The 20747-nt window shown below is 59.8% G+C and carries 19 protein-coding genes and 1 pseudogene; 11 read left to right on the top strand and 9 right to left on the bottom strand.

Annotated features, from left to right (window positions below):
* Positions 1–90: 90 nt before the first annotated feature.
* Entirely contained in the window at positions 91–1035 is a 945-nt protein-coding gene (locus NF876_RS38070; protein ID WP_210806450.1) for a pirin family protein, read from the top strand.
* A gap of 97 nt (positions 1036–1132) precedes the next feature.
* Entirely contained in the window at positions 1133–1921 is a 789-nt protein-coding gene (locus NF876_RS38065) for an AbiU2 domain-containing protein (protein WP_210806448.1), read from the top strand.
* A gap of 167 nt (positions 1922–2088) precedes the next feature.
* Here NF876_RS38065 and NF876_RS38060 read toward each other — a convergent pair whose 3' ends face one another.
* Complete coding sequence (locus NF876_RS38060; RefSeq protein WP_210806446.1) at positions 2089–2367, bottom strand: hypothetical protein; 279 nt, start codon at positions 2365–2367, stop codon at positions 2089–2091.
* Between the two features lie 470 nt (positions 2368–2837).
* Here NF876_RS38060 and NF876_RS38055 point away from each other — a divergent pair, with 470 nt between their 5' ends.
* On the top strand, positions 2838–3101 hold the full coding sequence (locus NF876_RS38055; RefSeq protein ID WP_210806444.1) for a hypothetical protein: 264 nt from the start codon (positions 2838–2840) through the stop codon (positions 3099–3101).
* A 185-nt stretch (positions 3102–3286) separates the two neighbouring features.
* On the opposite strand, the gene NF876_RS38050 is transcribed toward NF876_RS38055, so the two are convergent.
* From NF876_RS38050 to NF876_RS38040, 3 genes are all read right to left on the bottom strand, one after another.
* On the bottom strand, positions 3287–3685 hold the full coding sequence (locus NF876_RS38050; protein ID WP_210806442.1) for a hypothetical protein: 399 nt from the start codon (positions 3683–3685) through the stop codon (positions 3287–3289).
* Positions 3686–3885: 200 nt separating this feature from the next.
* Positions 3886–4653, bottom strand: coding sequence for a DUF1194 domain-containing protein (locus NF876_RS38045; protein ID WP_210806440.1), 768 nt, complete (start codon positions 4651–4653; stop codon positions 3886–3888).
* Between the two features lie 208 nt (positions 4654–4861).
* On the bottom strand, positions 4862–5449 hold the full coding sequence (locus tag NF876_RS38040) for a DUF6647 family protein (RefSeq protein WP_210806438.1): 588 nt from the start codon (positions 5447–5449) through the stop codon (positions 4862–4864).
* A 140-nt stretch (positions 5450–5589) separates the two neighbouring features.
* On the opposite strand from NF876_RS38040, the gene NF876_RS38035 reads away from it, so the two are divergent.
* From NF876_RS38035 to NF876_RS38025, 3 genes are all read left to right on the top strand, one after another.
* Entirely contained in the window at positions 5590–7581 is a 1992-nt protein-coding gene (locus NF876_RS38035; protein WP_210806436.1) for a BTAD domain-containing putative transcriptional regulator, read from the top strand.
* A gap of 67 nt (positions 7582–7648) precedes the next feature.
* Positions 7649–8671 carry an amino acid ABC transporter substrate-binding protein gene (locus NF876_RS38030; protein ID WP_210806434.1) on the top strand — a complete coding sequence of 341 codons (1023 nt, stop codon included), beginning with the start codon at positions 7649–7651 and terminating at the stop codon, positions 8669–8671.
* Between the two features lie 51 nt (positions 8672–8722).
* Positions 8723–9559, top strand: a complete 837-nt coding sequence (locus NF876_RS38025) for a DUF1194 domain-containing protein (protein ID WP_173945865.1) — start codon at positions 8723–8725, stop codon at positions 9557–9559.
* A 244-nt stretch (positions 9560–9803) separates the two neighbouring features.
* On the opposite strand, the gene NF876_RS38020 is transcribed toward NF876_RS38025, so the two are convergent.
* On the bottom strand, positions 9804–10115 hold the full coding sequence (locus tag NF876_RS38020; RefSeq protein WP_210271959.1) for a hypothetical protein: 312 nt from the start codon (positions 10113–10115) through the stop codon (positions 9804–9806).
* On the opposite strand from NF876_RS38020, the gene NF876_RS38015 reads away from it, so the two are divergent.
* Complete coding sequence (locus NF876_RS38015) at positions 10098–10796, top strand: IS6 family transposase (protein WP_210806430.1); 699 nt, start codon at positions 10098–10100, stop codon at positions 10794–10796. The genes NF876_RS38020 and NF876_RS38015 overlap by 18 nt on opposite strands.
* 87 nt (positions 10797–10883) lie before the next feature.
* Here the strand turns inward: NF876_RS38015 and NF876_RS38010 are convergent.
* A pseudogene (locus NF876_RS38010) lies at positions 10884–11153 on the bottom strand (transposase family protein); the annotation flags it as partial.
* Positions 11154–11494: 341 nt separating this feature from the next.
* Here NF876_RS38010 and NF876_RS38005 point away from each other — a divergent pair.
* From NF876_RS38005 to NF876_RS37990, 4 genes are all read left to right on the top strand, one after another.
* Positions 11495–13075 (top strand): matrixin family metalloprotease, encoded by a 1581-nt coding sequence (locus tag NF876_RS38005; RefSeq protein WP_173945863.1) that lies wholly within the window; start codon positions 11495–11497, stop codon positions 13073–13075.
* Between the two features lie 19 nt (positions 13076–13094).
* Positions 13095–14219 (top strand): hypothetical protein, encoded by a 1125-nt coding sequence (locus NF876_RS38000; protein WP_210806428.1) that lies wholly within the window; start codon positions 13095–13097, stop codon positions 14217–14219.
* 388 nt (positions 14220–14607) lie between these two features.
* Positions 14608–15492, top strand: a complete 885-nt coding sequence (locus tag NF876_RS37995) for an IS5 family transposase (RefSeq protein WP_210806426.1) — start codon at positions 14608–14610, stop codon at positions 15490–15492.
* 648 nt (positions 15493–16140) lie between these two features.
* On the top strand, positions 16141–19227 hold the full coding sequence (locus NF876_RS37990) for a WD40/YVTN/BNR-like repeat-containing protein (protein ID WP_210806424.1): 3087 nt from the start codon (positions 16141–16143) through the stop codon (positions 19225–19227).
* Here NF876_RS37990 and NF876_RS43720 read toward each other — a convergent pair.
* The 3 genes from NF876_RS43720 to NF876_RS37980 all read right to left on the bottom strand — a co-directional run bounded on the left by NF876_RS43720 (position 19154) and on the right by NF876_RS37980 (position 20699).
* Positions 19154–19579 carry a DDE-type integrase/transposase/recombinase gene (locus NF876_RS43720; protein ID WP_173945859.1) on the bottom strand — a complete coding sequence of 142 codons (426 nt, stop codon included), beginning with the start codon at positions 19577–19579 and terminating at the stop codon, positions 19154–19156. The two genes, NF876_RS37990 and NF876_RS43720, sit on opposite strands and share 74 nt — an antisense overlap.
* A 3-nt stretch (positions 19580–19582) precedes the next feature.
* Positions 19583–19801 (bottom strand): transposase, encoded by a 219-nt coding sequence (locus tag NF876_RS37985; protein WP_173945858.1) that lies wholly within the window; start codon positions 19799–19801, stop codon positions 19583–19585.
* A gap of 187 nt (positions 19802–19988) precedes the next feature.
* Positions 19989–20699 carry an IS6 family transposase gene (locus NF876_RS37980; protein ID WP_210804828.1) on the bottom strand — a complete coding sequence of 237 codons (711 nt, stop codon included), beginning with the start codon at positions 20697–20699 and terminating at the stop codon, positions 19989–19991.
* Positions 20700–20747 lie beyond the last annotated feature (48 nt).

Raw genomic sequence — 20747 nt, 5'->3', positions numbered from 1 at the left:
AAGCCGGCCAATTACCCTTCGGTATGGGCCGGCCCTCTGGTCCACCCAGCCCCTCGCCCACCCGCCACAAGCGTGTAAGGAGACGATCTGATGAGTTGGAATCCCGCTGACGATCCACGGCCTGGTGACAAGCTGGCCTGTGAGGCCATCGAGATGGTCATCGTGCCGCGGGCGCGCGACCTCGGTAGCTTCGAGGTGCGCCGGGCGCTCCCATCGGCGCAGCGGCAGATGGTCGGCCCTTTCATCTTCTTCGACCAGATGGGGCCGTCCGAGTTCCTGCTCGGGTCCGGCATGGATGTGCGGCCTCATCCGCATATCGGCCTCTCGACCGTCACGTACCTGTTCGATGGCGAGATCATGCACCGGGACTCGCTGGGAACCGAACTGCCGATCCGGCCGGGCGAGCTCAACTGGATGACCGCCGGCCGTGGGATTGTGCATTCCGAACGGACAGGCCAGGAGTTGCGCACGACGGGCTCGAAGCTGTTCGGCATCCAGAGTTGGGTAGCGTTGTCAGCCAAGGACGAGGAGACCACGCCCGACTTCGTCCACTATGAGGCCGGGCAGATGCCGGTGCTCGAAGGCGACGGCAAGACGGTGCGCCTGATAGCCGGCTCTATCCTCGGTGCCACCTCCCCGGTGAAGACATCCAGCCCGATGTTCTACGCCGACGTGGCGCTCCAGGCGGGAGCCGCGGTGCCGCTGGATCCGGACTATGACGAGCGGGCGATCTACACCGTGTCGGGCGAGGTCGAGATCGCGGGTGACGTGTTCCCGCCCGGACAGCTGCTGGTGTTCCGGCCCGGCGACCGCATCACGATCCGGGCCCGCAGCGATGCCCGCTTCATGATGCTGGGCGGCGAGCCGATGGACGGACCTCGCTTCATCTGGTGGAACTTCGTCTCGTCGCGACAAGACCGCATTGAGCAGGCCAAGGCCGATTGGAAGGCAGCCCGCTTCGACACCGTTCCCGGTGACGAGACGGAGTTCATCCCACTGCCTGAACCGGAACCGACTCCTGTGCGCTATCCGTGACCATGTGGCGAATGGAACCCGAGCAGCGGGCGCTGTTAAGCGATTGAGATTATCGGTCGCCATGATTAGGCTTCCCTGATACTTCTCGGGGAAAAACATGGCGGCTGGCGAACCTCAGAACTTCTCGCATCTAACAGCCGACGAGCGGTTCTTCGTAGCGAAAAACCGCTTAACCATGACGTCAGCGCTCGTCATAGAGACAATTCGGCTCAATGAGCAGACACGCGCCTTCTTCGAGTCTGACTTTGGCCGCTCGATTACGAAGGCTGCTCACAGCCCGAGCAGCACACTTGTTTCGACTGTACTTTATTACGAAGTCGTGCAGCTTTGTCGTTTGTGGGACAAATTTGATGCTGGCAGCTTCAGCCTGCCCACAATCGCAGCGCTTCTACGCGATCGAGAGGTATTTCCTCTCGTGCTACAGAACTTGGCTACGCATAGTAAGCCTCGGGTCGAGTTGCCAGTTGCAGGAATTCTGGACGGCGAAATTCTGGCTCCGGTCGACATGCGTGAGCAGGAGGATAAACCGGTTCTGCCTCCACCGAACTTTAAGGCAAGGATCGAAGAGCTAGAAAGTTGCCTCAGCCTGATTTTCGAGATCGAAAGCGGCAAGGCACTTGAACGGATCAGAAATCATCGCGACAAGAAAATCGCCCATCCAATTTTCCGAACACAAGCTGAGCGCAAGAAGGCGATTGATGATGTCAAGGGTGTTGATTTAGATGAAGTGGTCAATGCCACCGTGGCAGTGATGACCACGCTAGAAAGCGTTCTCACCCCAACCTATGCTGACTACGCCGATCTTCGGAATGCCTCCCGAGTCGAAGCCGAGTCTTTCTTTAGCTTAGCGAATTATAACCCTGATCCAAATCGGCAGATTGGATGACGATAAAGTGGACATGGGCGGTCGTGCCGCATGGAGCCGCCGCAAACGATTTGAAAACCTTGGAAATCTCAGGAAATTGATGGGATGAACTGTAAGCCAGCCTTCGAATGTGCGGGCATAGACCACCCTTTCAAGTATCATCTTTGATGGCAAGTAAGACTCCAAGTTCAAGTCGGTTGCGGCTCCAAAGTCTGGAGCTTCACTAGCAAGTCGCGATGGGCGTACCAGTCCCTGAGCGTCTCCTGCATCTCGTGCAGCTCCGCCTTGGCGGATGCCGTGCCCTGGGCTTCCCAGGCGAGGTCCTGAATGAGGGCGATTTGATCAGAGATGCGCTGTTTAAGGTCGTTGATGTCATCCGTCAGTCTTGCGAGTTCTTCTCGCTGATGCAGTGCAGGGCCGTTCGCCTCGCGGGTTTGGCCGGATAGACCTTGTTCAAGCTTGAGCATACCTCCGCATAGCGCCTGACCGGTTCAAAGCCAAGCTTTAGTCCCGCGGCCCTGATTCCTTGATCTAATTCCTATCATTCAGCTAAGGAGCCACGGTCTCCAGCAACCGGTTCACCACCTCTTTGCCGTTAGGGCTCAGGCAAGCGACCATCCTCCACGGCTCCCTCGGGTCCCGGTCCTTGCCCACCAAGGCGCGCCCCAGGATGTGGGCTGTCATCTCAGCAGATAAGACGCCTATGATGTCTGCCCTAGCGACTCTCGGGTGGACCGCGGCAATTGGAGTGGCCGTTCAGGCGGCTGTGACACTGCTCGCCTCACTCTTACTCCACTTGGAGAACCCAAGAACTGACTCTGTACGCCCCCTCCTTGCTTTGCGCTGAAGCTTTCGTGCTGCCCACTTGTGGACTCATCTTTGCCTTTCTTTCTGACAGACTGAGAAGCCTAAAAACAACATCAGGGAGGAAGCGCCGATGGACCATGACGATCTTGTCGAATTGGTAGCGGGCGACCTGACGCATAGCGTTTCTCAGATGCTCATCGAGATGGGCCCTGAGGACGGCCAGAGATGCGCTAAGAAGGCCCTCATCGAGTTCGCTACCCAAGCCATGAGCGGAGCCCCCAAGATCGGCGCAATGGATGTGTCGGCATTCACGGAAGCCGAGAGACACGCCCTAGCCCAAGCCTCAGCCATGGTCCTTGCAACAATCCGGGCGGATACCGGAAGACCACAATAAAGAAGTGGTCGCCTTCCCTTCAGGATACCTCTTTCCGCCTGTTTCCTGATTTCACCAGAGGCAATCTTAAGGCGGGAGGCCGCTCGCCTTCGCCGACAGCAAATGCCCGTCTGTGGTAGCAGGCAGCCGGTTTGGTTGGCCTTGTGGGACCCGTCCGCCCTCTCACCTCCCAAGGGCAGGCTTCGTCATGGGACGGGTCGGATGGACCTCTCACGAATGGCAAACGCGGGTTCGAAAATCGCCGTTGGGTTTGGCGGCAGGATGGCGCAGTAGGTGGCATAGCCCATCATGAAGCCAGGTCCGTTCTCGAACCGCCCGCACCAATGCCCCCCGTCCGTTTCACCCGTATCCCCGAGCAGCACCCGATATTGGATCGTAAAGTCTAGTACCCCGATCCACTGTCCCTCGACCAACATCTGCACACCCGTCGGCGTCACCCGATAGGGCGCGGGTCGACAGTCGCCCTCGTGGCAGCAACTGTGCCCTAACCTGTCCCTGAGAGGCGAGTAGATGTCGTGAGCCTCAGTGGGCGGCGCGGAACCAAGCAGGGCCATCGCCGTGAAGAGATCAAGCCTGAGAGACATCAGCCGCTCTCCCGAATGATAGGCTGGCGGCGCTCATCGGAGCGTCGGGAAACGCTACTCCGGGCATTGTACTCCCGAACGAGGATCCTGTCGCTCAAGGCCCGGAGGAAGCGGGTTGGCGAATGGTGCCTTGGAGAAGCGCCGCTTGCGGCGGGATAGCCCACGGACGCCGGCCATCCCCTGCGACCGCTATGTCCTGGTCACCTGGCTGTCGGCTGGTGTCTCCGCCGCTCGCCAGCCAAGCAGTTCGTCGATGCGTCAGCTTGGGCAGGCTGGAGCAGCGAGCGAGGCTGCCACTGGTCCGTGATCTCCCGGATGATCTTGGCCGTGATAGCCTTGATGAAGTGCGCCTTCTCCCGCACCGGAACCAGAAAGGCCTCCGGTCCTCCGATGACGCAGTCGCGGAAGTAGAGGTCGAGGTTGTCGATATCCCAGATGCCGTCGGGCCGCTTCAGCATGATCGGCAGGCCGTTGATGGTGATGCCCTGGGTCAAGACACCATCGCGTGCAGGGGTCACGGTTCGGCCCGTGTTGTTGGCTCCATCGCCCGAGATGTCGATCACCTGCCGATCCGCCTGCACGCCGCTCTGACGAAGCTGCCGGACACCGAAGTCGATGCCCCCCGAAATCGAGGTGTAGCCCATGCGGTGGACCGGACTCCGCGAAAGCCGTTCGGCAAAGGCCACGCCATCGGCGGGCTGCTCGATGATGGTCCAGGGGACGACGATCTGCTGATCGAACGCCCCGGACCACTCGAGGTAAACCACAGCGATGCGCCCCAGCATGCCCTGACGGATCGCCCGATGAACCTCGGGGGACTGGAGTGCCTCGGCAAAGCCGTGTCGCTGGAGGTCTGGCTCATCCGGCTCCATGGAAAAGGAGACATCGACCGCCAGCACCAGCGCGAGATCGACCCGGGTTTCGGCCGGAGCCGCGCCGTTCGCGAGCAGCATCCCGCCTGCCAGCATCAGGGTGGGTCATGAGGCGCGGTCCGCTCAGCATCCCAAGCTCCCGTTCCGCCGGCGCTTCGCCCACGGTGGTTTCGTACCGATTGAACTTGAGCAGCGGGCTGACGGGACAATCCCGGCTGTCGTGTCGATGCCCGAAATGAGTACTGTCCCGCTGAGTTGCTGCGCATGGCCCCAGGGATGATTCGCCGGCACGCGGCTGGAGAAATCAGTCCGAATAGCCGCAGGCACCCTGAAACAGGCCGAGAACCTGGAGCAGGAACGCCTCCTCCCGCAGGCCCCGGGTGCGGAGATAGAGGGCCTGGAGGCCATAAGCGTCCGCCTCCAGCGCCCCTGGGCATGAGGCGCGCTCGTGCGCCCGGCTCGCGAACTGCTGCGCATGCACCAGTTCGTGCACGAGATAGCTGCGCGCGAGCGGGGTGTCGGGATCGAGATCGTCGGCGAGCAGGATCTCCCGCGTGGTCGGAACGTAGACGGCAGCCACAGCCTCGCTGTGAGACTCACCGAGGGTCATCGGGAACACGAGCCCGTCCAGACGCTCCTTCGGCGCCAGGCGAACGCAAATCCCGGGGGCTTGGATGCCCGTCTCCCCGATGACGAAGGCTCGTGCCTCGGCGATCCATTCGCTCTCAAGGCATTCGTCGGATCCGGCCGAACGGGCCAGAGCAGGGCCAATGGCGGCCAACGCCAACGCGAGGCCACAAGCGACCAGAGCGATCATACGGGCGAGACGAAGGGCGTCCCAAAGGCTGCCGATCGTGTCGTCGTGGCCTTGGAGCGAGCAAGCTTTCCTCATGGATCGATCCTCCCGCGTGCGGTGCTTGCGGGAGTTGAGCCGACGGAGCGTTAGACAGGCGTGAGGCGAGGCCTCCGGGCGTTTCGCGGATCCTGACGCGGTGCTAGACTGGTCCTGCTGCGACAGCGTCCGAGGCCTCCATGACGGAACTCGAGATCGCACTGCTCGGCGGGCTTCGCCTGCGGCATCCCGACCGCGGACCCATCAAACTCGCGGGCGAGAAGGGGCCCCAGCTCCTCGCGCGCTTGGCATTTCACCCCGGCACGAAGCATCGGCGCGACACCCTCCAGGCGTTGCTGTGGCCGGACTCCGACCCGCCGCATGCCCAGGGCAACCTGCGCTTCGTCCTGCACCAGCTCAGAACGATCCTTGGCGGAAACGAAGGGCCGCTCCATAGCAACAGCCGCTCGCTCTGGCTTGACCCGGATCGCGTGGCCGTCGATGTCGTGCGCTTCGAGGCGCTCGCGGCGGAAGGGACACTCGAAGCCCTCACCGCAGCCTGCGATCTGTACTGCGGCGATCTCCTGTCGGATGCGGGCGATCTCAGCTCCGAATACGAGGATTGGCTACTGCCCGAACGGGAGCGCCTGCGCGAGGTGGCGCGCTCGGCCTTCTGGAATCTGTTCTCGCTCCGGCTGTGGCGCGGCGAGGTGACGGAGGCCAAGGCCTGCGCCCAGCGTTATCTCGTGATCGACCCCTACTGCGAGCGCATGCATGCAGCACTGATGCGGCTGCATCTGACTCAGGGCGAACGTGCGCTCGCGGCCGGGCGCTATGGCCAACTTCGCGTCCGCCTTGAGCGTGACCTCCAGATCCGGCCGGGAGCCGAGGTCGAGCAACTCGCCCGGGCCGTGAGCCAGACCAGTGGGCGCTCTGCCCCGGAGCCGTTCAATGCCGCCTGGGTTCTGGGCCGCAGCGACCTGCCCGCGGACGGCAAGCCCCTCGTGGCCGTGTTGCCCTTCCGGGACCTCTCCGAGGACCAGGCGCTGGTCAGCCTGCCGGCGGCCCTGACCGAGGACGTGATCGCCGATCTGGCGCGCTTCCGCCGGCTCGGTGTCCTGGCCCGGCACACGTCCTTCGCACTCGGTCGCGACCCTAATCCCGAGGCCCGGTTGCGCCAGCTCGGCGCCCGCTACACGATCGAGGGTAGTGTTCGGCGCACTGGCAACCGCTTGAGCGTGACCGTCCAGCTCGTCGACAACGCCTCGCAGCGTCAACTCTGGGCGGAGCGCTACCAGGGCGACTGGGAGGAGCTGCCACAGTTCCAAGAGACTGCGGCCAAAGCTATCGTCGCGAGCATCCCAGTTCACGTCGAACAGGCAGAGCTGGAGCGGATCCGTCACCGCGAGATCCATTCGCTGAGCGCCTACGAGCACTGCTTGCGTGGCCGGGAGTACCAACGCTCGACCTTGCATGCGGCTCAAATCCAAGCGCTCCAGTTCTTCAGCCGTGCGCTCGAGCAGGACCCGAATTCTGCCATGGCGCATGCCGGGCTGGCTTGCGCGATCATGCACGCCGGGGGCATCAGTCCCTTGCAGGAGGAGGAGCGACGGGAGAGAGCGATCATCCACGCACAGCAAGCGATCGCCCTCGACCCTCTCGATCCTCAGGGCCACTGGATGATGGGACTGCTCCTGCAGTACAGGCGCGACTTCGCAGGTGCCCACGTGCACCTCGACCGCGCTGTCACCCTCAGTCCGGGTGACGTCGAGACCCTGGGCTATACGGGCCTGGAGTATGCCTATGCGGGAGAAGCCGAGCGCGGCATCATGCAGGCAGAGCAGTCGATCCGGTTCAACCCATACTTCCCGGCGGTCTCAGTTGAACAGATGGGCAAATCCTGCTTCGTCGGCCGCCGCTATGAGGATGCGCTGTTCTGGATGCGGCAGTCGCCGGATCGGATTACCACGAACCGGGGCTGGCTGGCCGCTGCGGCAGCCTATGCTGGACGCACGGACGAAGCAGCCATGCATGCTAATCGGATGCGGGAAGCGCTGCGTCAGCGCCTGGGCGAGGAGGAGCTGCGGGCGGTGGGCGGCGCGATCGGGTGGCTTCGCTTGCCGGCCCGGTTTCAGCATGCGGCTGACCTGGAGCACTACGAGCGCGGTTTGGAGCTGGCAGGGCTTGGATAGCCGGGCCGACGTGCCGCCGTCGGAAGTTCCCAGCGCGGCCGACCAGTGAGCGGAGGGAGGCAAGATCATGAGGAGGATTTCGATATCGGCGGCCCTCGCGATCACCATGGCGGTGCTCGCCGCCACGGGAGCCTCGGCCCAGGCGACGCTGGCCAGCGTGAAGCAGAAGGGCGTCCTGACCTGCGGCTCGAACCGGGGCGCCCCCGGCTTCGGCGCGCCGGATGCGCAGGGCAACTGGTCCGGTCTCGACGTCGATCTCTGCCGCGCCCTCGCGGCCGCCATCTTCGACGACCCGACCAAGGTGCAGTTCGTCCCGCTCTCGGCCCAGGACCGCTTCACGGCCCTCAAGTCCGGACAGGTCGACGTGCTTGCCCGCAACTCGACAGCGACCATGGCGCGTGACACCCAGGTCGGCCTCGAGTTTCCGGCCATCAACTACTTCGACGGCCAGGGCTTTATGGTCCGCAAGACGTTCGGACTTGCCTCAGCCAAGGAGTTGAACGGCAAGTCGGTCTGCACTGACCAGGGCACCACGACCGAGCTCAACCTCGCTGACTACTTTCGCGCCAATGGCCTGACGTATCAGCCGGTGAGCTTCGTGAATGCGACGGAGGCGAAGGCGGCTTATGAGGCCGGCCGCTGCGATGCGATGACAACCGATATCTCTGGCCTCTATGCCGCGCGGCTGACCCTCTCGAACCCGGACGATCACGTGATCCTGCCGGAGGTCATCTCGAAGGAGCCGCTCGGGCCGGCCGTGCGCCAGGGTGACAACCAGTGGGCCGACATCGTGCGCTGGACCTTCAATGCCATGCTCGATGCCGAGGAGCTCGGCGTGACCAAGGCCAATATCGAGCAGATGAAGACCTCGGCCAATCCAGAGATCAAGCGCCTGCTCGGCACCGAGGGCAAGTTCGGCGAGGCCATCGGCCTGACCAACGACTGGGCCGTGCGCATCATCAGGCACGTGGGCAACTACGGCGAGAGCTTCGAGCGCAACGTCGGCGAGGGTTCGCCGCTCAAGATCAAGCGCGGCCAGAACGCGCTCTGGACCAAGGGCGGCCTCCAGTACGGCCTGCCTGTTCGGTAGGAATTGATCCGGATTCAGACCGGAGATCGTCAGGATGTATTCGACGGATGAATGAGCGGAGGTGGCGGCCATGCCATTGCTGCGATGAACCAGCCCCGATCCTTTCTCGGTCCCGTGCTCCTGGCGGCGGGGGTGCTTGCCGCATCAGGATCGGGCGCATGCGCCGAACTCGCCGTTGATCTCTCGCTGGTGCTGGCCGTCGATGTGTCGGCCTCCATGGAGCCGGTGGAACAGGAGTTGCAGCGGGCCGGCTTCATCGAGGCCTTCCGCTCCCCTGCCCTGTATGATGCCGTCCGCCGCGGTGTACTGGGCCGTATTGCCGTCACATACATCGAATGGGCCGGAGAGACAGAGCAGTCCGTCGTCATTCCCTGGACCGTCATCAAACAGCCAACAGACGCGATCATATTCGCGGATCTCCTGTCCCAGGCGCCACTGCATAGTGGAGGCTTCACCTCGCTTTCCGGAGTAATTGAGTTCGGCATGCGGCTGCTGGAGGACAGTCACATGGAAGCTACCCGGCAGGCGATCGACATCTCGGGTGACGGACCGAACAACAAGGGGCGTCCGGTGACGTGGGCGCGGGACGACGCTTTGGCACGGGGGATCGTCATCAACGGTCTGCCGATCATGATCCATCGGCCGTCCGTCTTCCCCGAGATGGAGAACCTCGACGGCTACTTCCGCGAGTGTGTGATCGGCGGACCCGGATCCTTTATGATCCCGGTGCAGGATCCGGCCCAGTTCATGGAGGCGATCCGGGCCAAGCTCATCCGGGAAATCGCCGGGCGGCCAGAATTGCAATCACTGACCATTCCTGCTCAGGCCAGAGATGAAACGCTATGCCTTGCTGGAGAGATCCGGCTGAAACAGCAGCTGCGGCATTGAGCCGGACATCTGGCTCCGTCCAGGGTAGCCGGAACGGCTCAAGAGGTGGGATCGACCGTGTTGGTTGTGCTTGCGGAGGAAAGCATGAGGCCACCTGGGGTGGCGGTCCGCAGGTTTCGATCTGCAGGGGGCAAGCACCCGTCCCAACCAAGCTCTGTTTATTGTGAAGCACCTTCCATCAGGTCGTCGGGCAGATCCGCCCACACATGGTCATGCTCCCCTGGATCTCATCGACCCTCTCGCATCAGCGCTTATTCAGGGGGACCACCTTGGGTTCAGCTGTGTTGGCACCCTTGGCTGGCTTGATCCTGCTGAGGAGTGTGGGCGAGACATTCCACGTCTGCCCGGTGTCGGTGATCACTGTCACGGTCTTTTTGTTGTAGCGTGTCAGCATGCCCTCAAGTGGCCCTTGGCCCGGCGGCTGGAAGGTGACCCGGTCGCCAATCCTGAACTCCAGCATCTCCACATGGGATGTGTCGCAAACATTTTGTTTCAGAGTTTCAGCTATAGCCTCCTCGGCTTCAGGGAAGAGGGTGGCATGTTCAAGGGCAGGCATTTTGATCGCTCGGTGATCCTGCTCTGTGTGCGGTGGTATCTCGCCTACAATCTCAGCCTCCGCAATTTGGAAGAGATGATGGCCGAGCGGGGCATCTCGGTCGACCATGCCACGGTGCATCGCTGGGTCGTTCGTTACTCTCCCGAGCTGCTGCAGCGGTTCAATCGACACAAACGGCCCGTCAGCGGGAAATGGCACATTGATGAAACCTACATCAAGGTCCGTGGGCGCTGGACGTACCTGTACCGTGCCATCGATAGCCATGGCGACATGGTCGAGTTCTGGTTCAGCGAACGGCGCAATCTGGCGGCGGCCAAGCGGTTCCTGCGCAAGGCTCTGAAGCGGCATGGCCGTCCGGAGCGGATCGTCATCGACGGCAGCCAGACCAACCGAGAGGCCATTCTGAGCTGCGACACGGAAAGCCGGCTCCAGGATCGGTCAAGACGCCAGTTGAAGCCGATCCGGATCCGGCACAGTCAATATCTCAACAACCGCATTGAACAGGATCATCGCGCTATCAAACGGCGGGTTCGGCCGATGCTCGGGTTCAAGTCGATGGCGTCCGCTCGGACGATCTTGAGCGGCATCGAGATGGTTCACATGATGCGGAAAGGACAGGCGAAGTACGCCTGCAATCCACAGCCCTCACTCGCGGAGCAATTCGATCTGCTCGCCGCGTGAGCTCTCCACAAGCACCTGATCCTTTCTCGTCTCTGATCCGGATTTGCGACAGAACCATCCGTCCTGGTCGACAGCCCGCCAGAGTCAGTGTTTCTTACCCGCGATGCTGATCACAACCTCATCGAGATGCCAGACATAATGAGGACTCCGCTGCTTGCGACAGAGGCGCCGGGCATACTCTGGACCGAATTTCCTGCCCCACCGACGGATCGTTTCGTAGGACACGATGATGCCGCGCTCGAGCAGCATCTCCTCCACGACCCGCAGGCTCAGGGGAAACCGGAAATACAGCCAGACCGCATGGGCGATGATCTCGCACGGAAACTGGTGGCGCTTGTAGCTGATGGGATTGGTCATGCTGCGGCTCTTAAGCCACAAGCCGCTCACCAAACGTTACCGTGACATCACCGGCGCGCCATACTCCGCCCACTTCGCGACCCAGTACTGCTGCTTGGGAATGCGGTGGCGGCAAGCGGCACGGATCTTGAACGGCACGGTCGAATGCGAGATCTGGAAGGCGCCATTCTTCTATGTGTTCCAGTCTCGGAAGACAAATCGCCTACCCGTGCAACAATGCAACTAGGGTTCCCCTCTACCTTCTGGGTGCCGATTCTAATTTGCGACAGATCCGCCAAGCTTGCATCCGCAGCACTATTGAATTAATATTTGCTTTTACTTCTACCATTGGGGAAATCCCGATGCGTATATGGTCAATTGCTGCAGCAGCAATAATTGGGTTGATGAGCTTGCCGGCTGCCGGCCAGGATCGCATCACTTATAGCGAGGGCTCGCGCCCACGAGTTCTCATTAACTGGCGATCGTTCGAAGCGAACGGATTCCCGGCAGCATGGAAAGATCCTTTCACCAATGTAGTGATCAACGCCTATACGCGCCTCAATCATGTTCTCGGCGTTGACGTTCGTCCGCAGTTCTTCGGCTATACTGATAACGTTGACGCAGGATCGGGCGAGATCGTTATCTCGGCCAACGAAAAGCATGTCTGCGCAGACAATCGCTTGGCATCGACATTCGGCTCTTTTCCGGACCGGCTAATTATCATCGTCCACGCCAAGAATGCCTGCGATCTCACCCCGTGGAACTTCACGCCATTCTGGCCCAACTCAGGGGAAATAAGCCTGCATGCCGTGATGATGCACGAATTACAGCATACAATCGGCCTTGATCACAGTAGCAGCACCAAGAATATCATGGGAGGCTATACTTGGACATCGCATTATGGCCCATGGTCCGGTGACGTTTCGGATATTCGTGCCATCTATCGCCTGCGCACAGATGATCGTTTGCGCCAACTCGCGACTTATAACAGCGGAGCGAGTTGGTCGACGCTGGGCAACGACATTACGGGCTTCGGCAGTACCTTCGCTCGCACGACCAACAAAATTGCGGCTGCGGGTAACAGCAGCACAGGCGACTATGTCATCGGCTGGACCACGCCTAGCAATAATCTCACCTGGATCCGTGGCGACGGCGTCACTTTTGATCCCGCGAATTGGTTTCTCTATAGCGTGCATCCGCGACCGCGCTATGGCACTGCTATGGAGTCGGATCACCATGATACATGGATGTGGGCTGTAGTCGACGGTCGCAACGATGACAACCGCGTGCGCATCATACGGTCACGCGACAACGCAGCAAGCTGGGCCTATACCAACTTCCCCACGGCTACAACCGCCGCAACCCCCGGCATCGCTACCGCTGTCGTTGGAGGAAGGCGTGCGTGGATAGTACTCTGGGTAAACTACGACGAATCCAGTCAGAACGATACCGGCTACATCTACGCCAGCGTCTCGTTTGATAATGGTGACTCGTGGTCGACTCCCCACCGTGTCGATGACTTCTACCGTGTGCATGATGGTGTCGCAATCGAGGCCAATGATGCAGGCCAGTGCTGGTATAGTTTCGTTTGGGCTGGTGAGAAGGGCATTTGGGAATATGGACAGAACAAGCTGCGCACGCGCACATGCACAATCTCGCCCGCTGGCATCGTGAGTGCCGGCACTGTGTGCATCCAAGGACAACACAGCCGGGTCACACCGGATTTGGCCTGGCACGCTGATACCCGCATATTTGTTCAGGGATTCCGCGAGCAGGATTTTGCCACTTCCCTCGACTCTATGCAGATTACTGCGGGAGGTTGTCCCGCCGGCTTCCTGCATATCACCGGAAGTACTAGTCATGTTGGTCCTGGCATGGCTGTAAACTCTGGCTGGTCGACGCCAACCGGTACGGAAATTGTGACGTGGTTTGCTCGGGAGTAGTGCGCTGGAGGGAAAGCCTATGACATTTAGCGCTTATTTCGACCGCATTGTACTAGTGCTCCCCTTCGCGCTTTTTGGATCATTATTTCCTGACCTACAGGCGCAGGCTCATTACCCGGCTCCGTCAGAGCCTCCTAGCTTTGACGTCCTACTAAGAGCCGAGCCGATCATCGTACTTGCCAGGGTCGGCAACCTGGTGGGCACGAGCAAGAAGGCATTCGAAGCAATCCCGGGGGACATCGACCACGCACCAGCCTACAGTGAAGAATACCACCACTATCGACTGCATACAGAAAGACTGCTCAAGGGTGTGCTGCCTGACACGTTTGACGTGCGCGTGCTCAGTGGTAGCCGGAACCATGTCTTGATTGATCGTGCACAGGGACAAGAAATGCTGCTGGTACTCGCGCCGGATTCAGGCCTTGACCTGCAAGGTCGGCCGCGGGACACGTTTCTGATTTCGCATGGCACGGCCTATATTGTCCGTAATGGGCGGTTCCAGGTTACCGGCGCTCGTGGGTCGGAGACATGGTCAGTCGACCGCACAGCTGATTTTGTCGGCCAAATTGAGCGCGAGCGCAATCAGCAACGCGCGGAAGCTCCAGAACCCCGGGATGCCGCAGTGGCAGTGTTCTCTGGAGAAGATCAGCTTGGCCGTCCTGAACCACCCGCTCCGGAAGCTCCAAAGTTGCGGAAAGGCGAACCTTTACCAGCAGATATACTGGCGAAGGCAGCCCCCAAAGCAATAGAGAGCGCTGGGGGTGAGGTAAGGTCGGATCGAATACCTCCTACGCGAATTCATATGCGTGAAATACAATTGGACAGATCCTTGGAGTTTCGGCCACGGCGGGTGCCCAGTGGCAACATCGAGAGCAATGCCTGTCTGAGAGGAAGTTACTCTCACAGCTACGAGACAAGCGGTATCGCGGGTCGTGAAGTCTGGCTGTGCTGCATCCCGGTGGATGAAGTTCTCAGGGACACTTTTCAATGCTCAGGCGGCACTCTTCCACGGCCCTTTGGCAGCCCCGACTACATAAAAATCCGCTACTGCAGCCTATTACATCCAACCGAATCGGAACCCACATACGTCCCGATTTGTATTCCCGCACCGCTGCAGGCGCCTGAGTTGGATACGAAGCGCTAAGAAGGGGAACATAAGCGTGTTGTCGTATGTAGACGCTCCCTGCTGGTAAGGGTTTTGTTGAACGTATCTGCAAAATGGTCGGGTGCGGTCATATGTACGGCCTGCTGATGCGGTTCATGCGACCGCGGCCCCTGATGGAAGTCCGCCAATCAGGTCTCAATCACATTATCGAGCTCGAGGCTCTGACAACGTCGCGGGTTTTCCTGATTTCGGCTCGACGGGTTTGCACTACGTCATTCATCACCCTTCCCAAACTGAGAACCTCAACCAGCGATGGCGCTCAGACGCCAGCTGGTGCCGGAGATCCGCCTTTTGCATAGATGAGCGATTTGGTAACCGCAGCTGGGTAGCGTAAGGCCTATTCGGCTTCTGACCAGAGATTTCGACTGTGCCCTTCAAAGCTGATGCCACTCGCCGTCACCACATTCCGAAGCAGCACCGGGTGACGAACTGGGCAGAGTACGATGCAGCCGTGCGCCAGCGGGGCAGTCTCAGGGTCCGGTTCACCGAGGAAGCCATTGCCGCCTGGCGGGCTGAGCCCCGCACCTCACGCAGTGCACAGCCGCATTACTCAGCCCTGGCGATCAGGACAGCCCTGACGCTCCGGGCGGCGTTCCGGCTGGCGCTGCGTCAGACCGATGGCTTGATTGGCGCGATCCTGAGGCTCCTCGGTCTTGAACTGGCCGTGTGGGATCATTGCACCCTCAGCCGTCGCGCCGAGACCCTCGAGGTGGCAAAACCAATCCCACGCACTGGGCCGGTGCATCTGTTGGTCGACCGCACTGGGCTGCAGCTGTGTGGAGCTGGCGAGTGGCTGGTCGAGAAACATGGTACCCGCAGACGACGATCCTGGCGCAAGCTGCACATCGGTGTCGATGCTAAGACCGGGCAGATCCTCGCCTCACTCATTGGCGATGGTGCCTACGATCAGGTCGGCGTCTACGATACTGTTGCCAAGCGCCATCCGGATGCCGACGTGATCGTCTCACCCCAATCAATGGCAGTGCTGAGTGATGCGGCAGAGAGTACTCCCACCCAGCGCGATCGGCATCTCCATAGTATCGCTGAGCATGGGCGCAGGGGCTGGCAGAAGCGGTCCGGGTACACGCAAAGAGCCTTGGTGGAGAGCGCCACAAGCCGCATCAAGCGAGTGATTGGCACGAGCTTACGCTCGCGGACGGAACCCCGGCGCGCTATCGAGATTGCCGTCGAAATTCATGCTTTGAACCGCATGCTCGAGGGTGGACACCCGAAGTCTGCCCGCATCGCTTGATTGCAGGTCATGGGTGCATTCAATCTGTGCAACAAGGTCATGATAGACACCTTCGGCTCTGATTACGTAGCATCGCGGCTGGTATGAGTGAGTTCATGGACTAAGGGTACGTGTGGTGTTATGCTTGGATGCTTGTAAGCGCCTATACTTGGCCCCTGAGCGTTCTGTTGCTTAAAACGCTGAGTTTCAGACTTAACCATAGGGGGAAAACGTGTTCACGCTTCTGAAGTCATCAAAACTTATCGATCTAGCTGTCATCCAGGCTCCCGCGTTCTTGATCTCAATTCTGATCGCTGAGCTCTTCTACAAATTTCATAGTTTCCTGCTTGAATGCCTCGCCTTCCTAGTGACGTGGTTTGTCTTGGATTGGGTTGCACAGCAAACGCGATCCCTTTGGACGAGAAACGAGTCCGCACCTCGTTGACGATCAGTTCAGCATGAAGGATTTCTACTTCATAATGACGCTGCGAGCCAGCGCTCTGCAAAACACTAGAGCAACGGGCCCCGCATCAGATAATGATTCGTGACGGGAATCGCTTCTGGAACAAAGAGATAGCGTTGGTGCGCTGGCTCTGTCAGAACCGCGACTGCTCTAGCTAGCAGCAATTGCGGACCTCGCCCGTGCAGCACACTCGATGGAGGGGTCACATGGTTAAGAAGCAGCAGCCTGTAGGGCGGGCAGCGAAATCAAGAAAAGGCCGAGAGTTGCGCGATCGGGACGAGGCAGTCCGTCCGATACGAATAGAGCCAGGAGTCGTGGGCCGCACTCGATGGTTCACTGAGCGTACCGGATACAAAGCAGACTCTAGTTCATTGCGCCGGCTTCGCGCCGGCTTGGATGTTGTCGAAAGAATGAATGAACGCGGAGTGGTCGAACCCCATCTGCGCGACCGCGCCCTCGAGTTCCTCGCCAAGGCCCGGTTACCGGCGGACCAGATCAATGCGCCGCTGCTAGTCACGGGCAACGGAAAGCCACGCGAGTTGCGAATCCGCAGAGCTGAAAAGATTGAGGGTCTCAGTGCACTTACCCCACCCATCGAGATCCCTGAGACGAAAGATAAGTCAGCATTCATTGTGATCCCTGTACCGGCGGAAGTGGCAGAGTATCTTGACCTCAGTGAGGTGATTGGAGCCGACGTTCAAATCCGCCGGGCGCCAAGATTGCTGGGGCCTTTCGAGTTTCTACCGAACGAAGGGATCTTAGTTGGTCAGGTTCCGGGCGAACGTGCGCTTATTCAAGCGTTTGCATTCCCTAAGCACCCGTGGCTCCGGCTAGCTTATGACCTCCTATGCTCGCACTGGAAGTATGTTTTGTTGGACTCAACGGCTCGAAGCAACATGACGAGCTCAGAGGAAGTCAGGATCGGCACAGTCGACCGCATATGTCAGCTGATCCTGTGTGCACCTGATTTTGCCACCATCCAGGATCCACAGATCTTCAGCCGTGCGGGATTGTCCTTTCCACCAGGGTACGGTGGTGACATCTCGAGCCTAGAGGGAGGCTTAGGTCTGCCACCTGGAATCGAGCCAGGTGATCCTCGAAGCATATGCAACCGATGCCTGAACAGGTTTCTTGGAGAGATCGACGTTGTGGACGGCATACCTATCATGCCGCCCCTCATCAAGTGGTGCTGGATCCATCGCCGTCGGTGTTCACTTTGGAGATCGATTGGGCCTACTCCAGCAGCTGGATTCAGCGGGATTGGTCGGGTCACACAGTTGGCCGTACACCCGACGAAGGGCAACATCTTGATCGCCGGTGCGGCTGGGGGTGGAGTGTGGCGGTCCGACAACTCGGGGATAACGTGGCGACCTCTTATGGAGTTACAGCCGACGCTCACTATCGGCGCGGTTGCGTTCGCACCATCGAACCCTAACATCATCTATGCGGCATCCGGTGAGGACGCTGACGGCTGGAATCCAGCATGGGGAGGCATCGGCCTTTATCGCTCAACCGATGGCGGCACCCATTGGAGCATCGCGACCAAGGTTTCAAGCACTCGGTTCTCTGCTATTGTCGTCCATCCAACCGATCCAGACATACTTTACCTCGCTGGCGATCAGGGCTTGCACCGCTCAGACGATGGTGGTCTCAGTTGGATTGCCAATCCGGGCCAAGACTCTCTCTTCGACGCAACCGTAACAGATATCGTGATTGCCCATGACGATCCGGACCGGCTATACGTAGGGGTTCATCTCGACGGCGTCTATGAAACGGTCACGGGCGGGATACAGGTTGGAATGTCGCCCGCGTTCACTCGCCTCGATGCCGCCGGCCAATTGCCTTCAGGTGGAGGTGCAGGGTGGATAAAGCTTTCAATCGGTCGCAGCGGAGCGAATGGATCTAACTGTATTTTAGCGAAACTGGGCCCCAATGGCAGCCGCATTTTCCGAACACAAGACGGCGGAGCAACTTGGCCTGAGCTTGCGGCCAATGTTGCGTCCGTATCCTTCGACGAGTGGTGTTCGGTGGTCGCCGTTGACCCCACAGACGAGAACGTGATCTACGCGGGAAACAATATCGGTCTCCAACGAACGACAAACGGAGGAGCAGCCTCTGCAGATTGGGCTTCCGCGTCCGCGGGTGTTCACGCCGACCAGCAAGATCTAGCGTTCGATCCAAACAGTGCAGCCGTGCTCTATCTTGCGAATGACGGAGGAGTGTACCGATCAATTGATCGAGGAGCCACTTGGGAATTCAGATCAGGAGCTCTCGCGATCACGCAAATGTATGACATAGACATTGCGGAGCGGGACCGAGATATTGCCGCAGGTGGAGCCCAGGATAATGGCGTCTATTATCGCAACGCCGCTGGTGTCTGGCGGCACATTCCCTGGGGCGATGGAACTCAGGTCGCAATTGACCAGACCGATCCAAAAATTTTCTATTTCTCTTCGCAGAACGGACTTCCTACTAACATTCGAAAGTCCACCGATGGAGGAGTCACTCATCAGCAGATCGGACAGAACGGGCTCTCCGGAGGATCGCCGTGGATAACCATCATCAAGCTGGATCCAACGGACCCAATTGTAAATCCGTCGACAAGCCGGACGCTTTTTGTCTGCGGAGCCACGGAGCTCTTCCGTTCGACCGACGGCGGTCAAAATTGGCAGCGCGTCAACGACGGGAGTGGAAACCCTTTCAGCGCTTTCGGTACAATCACTGCACTCGAGTTTGCGCCGAGTGATCCAACTATTCTTTATCTAGGCACCGAAAACGGCGCACTGTATCGGGGCGTAAACGGTGGCAGTACGGCTGCCGACTGGTCGCGGATTGATCTCGCAGGGACGTCCGCGGATATGTTGTTCCCCAATGCGCAGATTCAATCACTCGCAGTGAACCCGCACGAACCGGATGATGTCTGGGTTGTCTTCGGTGGATCTGGCGTAAATTTTACTAATCGGCCCAACATGATTCTGAACCCTCTCGGTATTAGTCATCTTTTCCGCTCTATAGATGCCGGAACGACATGGCTCGATGCGAGCGGACAGATCGCTCCAACCATCCTTCCAGATGTACCGACTAGCGCAGTTGCCGTTTCGGACTTTGACTCCGAGGTGGCCTACGCGGGCAATGACGTCGGGGTTTTTCGAACAGTGGACGGTGGCCAGACCTGGACGGCTTTCCAGGATGGACTACCACGAAGCCCAGTTACAGAACTCAGATTGAACCGTCGCTTTGATCGGCTTGTCGCTGCCACAATGGGAAGGGGGGCGTACGTGCGCGACATCTGAGCGGGACCGCTTTATGCAACCCACGTGGCCGGGAACTGTTGCATTTGAGCGCGCCATGATCCGCCTCAAGGATGTTATTCAAATATTTCGAGGTGCGGTGTACCACATCGTTCGGTAGAAGTCCTTCGTTCTGCAGGCGCAGGAGGGCCTTGGGATACGACGCCAGTTTGTCGGTCGGGATCGAGGACGGCGGATAGGTGCTCATCGCCTTGATGGGCTTACGCAGGAGCCGATAAGCGGCGTTGGTATTCCGACGATCGGACAGCATGAAAGCGATCAACCGACCGTGCTTGTCGACCGCGCGAAGCAGGTACCTCCAGCGTCCGCCAACCCGCACATAGGTCTCGTCCACTCTCTAGGAGCCTGAACGATGTCCCTGGTAGAGACGCACCCGCTTCTCAATTTCCGGGGCATAGCGTTGGACCCATCGAAAGATCGTGCTTGGATTGACGCTGATGCCGCGCTCGGACATCATCTCAGCCAGATCACGGTAGCTGATGCCGTATTTGCAGTACCAGCGCACGCACAGCAGGATGATCTCAGCTGGAAAGCGACGGCGCTTGAACAGAGACACGGGAGCGGATCCTTGATGAACCGCTCCTCCCTATAAGGCCGAGTTTAATGCAACGGTGCCCTGGCTTAAGCTCCTACCACCGCGGGAGCATTGCCCGCCCTCATGCAAGTCTATTCCTGCCCGGTACTGTCAACTTGGCGCGAAGTCGGCGCAGCTGGCGCCGACATAGCCATCATGTCAGCCCAAATCAGCCGACGAGGGCAGTACCAGTCGCATCGCGCCACGTAGTGAAGGCGCGATCCCGCGCAGTCCGGTACTCACTGGCGGAAAGACGGTGACGGCGGAGCTGGAAATGATTGTGGATCGGGGTGTGGGTGGCGAGAAACTGCTGAGCCTGCCGGACTGACTTGAACCGCCGCATGTGGCGCTCCCGCCGTCGGGTGGATTGGTGCGAGACCTCACAGCGGTTGTTCAGGTATCGGCTCCGACGGTGTTCGACGCCCGGCAGGATCTCACGTTTTGCTGCCCCATAGGATCCGAGTTTATCCGTCACGATCACTCGTGGCACGTAGCACAAGCCCTTCAGCAGCTTGCGGATGAACCGCATGGCCGCCTTCTTGTTGCGGCGGCTCTGGACCAGCACGTCGAGCACATTGCCGTGCTGATCAACGGCTCGCCAGAGGTAGTGCAGCTTGCCGCGGATGCGCACGAACACCTCATCCAAGAACCATTTGTCGCCGGGCTTCGGTCGGCGCCGCTTGAGACTGTTGGCGTAGGTCCGCCCGAAGCGCAGGCTCCACTCGCGGATCGTCTCGTAGCTGACCACGACCCCTCGCGCCGCGAGGATCAGCTCAACCTCCCGCAAACTCAGGCTGAAGCAGTGATACAACCAGACGGCCTGATTGATGATCTCGGCCGGGAAGCGGTAGCCGCGGTAAGGACTGGACGTTGTGCTCATGTCCGAGACCCTGCCATAGGCCCCGGATCTTGCCAACTTGACAGTACC

Source organism: Microvirga yunnanensis (assembly GCF_025460875.1).
Note: the sequence above shows the minus strand (reverse complement) of the source record. Positions and strands in the feature narration are given on the sequence as shown.

What these genes read in the sequence shown, in the direction of transcription:
- NF876_RS38070 (WP_210806450.1), top strand. Translation starts at nt 91, where the DNA reads ATGAGTTGGAATCCCGCTGACGATCCACGGCCTGGTGACAAGCTGGCC.
- NF876_RS38065 (WP_210806448.1), top strand. Translation starts at nt 1,133, where the DNA reads ATGGCGGCTGGCGAACCTCAGAACTTCTCGCATCTAACAGCCGACGAG.
- NF876_RS38060 (WP_210806446.1), bottom strand. Translation starts at nt 2,367, where the DNA reads ATGCTCAAGCTTGAACAAGGTCTATCCGGCCAAACCCGCGAGGCGAAC.
- NF876_RS38055 (WP_210806444.1), top strand. Translation starts at nt 2,838, where the DNA reads ATGGACCATGACGATCTTGTCGAATTGGTAGCGGGCGACCTGACGCAT.
- NF876_RS38050 (WP_210806442.1), bottom strand. Translation starts at nt 3,685, where the DNA reads ATGTCTCTCAGGCTTGATCTCTTCACGGCGATGGCCCTGCTTGGTTCC.
- NF876_RS38045 (WP_210806440.1), bottom strand. Translation starts at nt 4,653, where the DNA reads ATGCTGGCAGGCGGGATGCTGCTCGCGAACGGCGCGGCTCCGGCCGAA.
- NF876_RS38040 (WP_210806438.1), bottom strand. Translation starts at nt 5,449, where the DNA reads ATGAGGAAAGCTTGCTCGCTCCAAGGCCACGACGACACGATCGGCAGC.
- NF876_RS38035 (WP_210806436.1), top strand. Translation starts at nt 5,590, where the DNA reads ATGACGGAACTCGAGATCGCACTGCTCGGCGGGCTTCGCCTGCGGCAT.
- NF876_RS38030 (WP_210806434.1), top strand. Translation starts at nt 7,649, where the DNA reads ATGAGGAGGATTTCGATATCGGCGGCCCTCGCGATCACCATGGCGGTG.
- NF876_RS38025 (WP_173945865.1), top strand. Translation starts at nt 8,723, where the DNA reads ATGAGCGGAGGTGGCGGCCATGCCATTGCTGCGATGAACCAGCCCCGA.
- NF876_RS38015 (WP_210806430.1), top strand. Translation starts at nt 10,098, where the DNA reads ATGTTCAAGGGCAGGCATTTTGATCGCTCGGTGATCCTGCTCTGTGTG.
- NF876_RS38020 (WP_210271959.1), bottom strand. Translation starts at nt 10,115, where the DNA reads ATGCCTGCCCTTGAACATGCCACCCTCTTCCCTGAAGCCGAGGAGGCT.
- NF876_RS38005 (WP_173945863.1), top strand. Translation starts at nt 11,495, where the DNA reads ATGCGTATATGGTCAATTGCTGCAGCAGCAATAATTGGGTTGATGAGC.
- NF876_RS38000 (WP_210806428.1), top strand. Translation starts at nt 13,095, where the DNA reads ATGACATTTAGCGCTTATTTCGACCGCATTGTACTAGTGCTCCCCTTC.
- NF876_RS37990 (WP_210806424.1), top strand. Translation starts at nt 16,141, where the DNA reads ATGGTTAAGAAGCAGCAGCCTGTAGGGCGGGCAGCGAAATCAAGAAAA.
- NF876_RS37980 (WP_210804828.1), bottom strand. Translation starts at nt 20,699, where the DNA reads ATGAGCACAACGTCCAGTCCTTACCGCGGCTACCGCTTCCCGGCCGAG.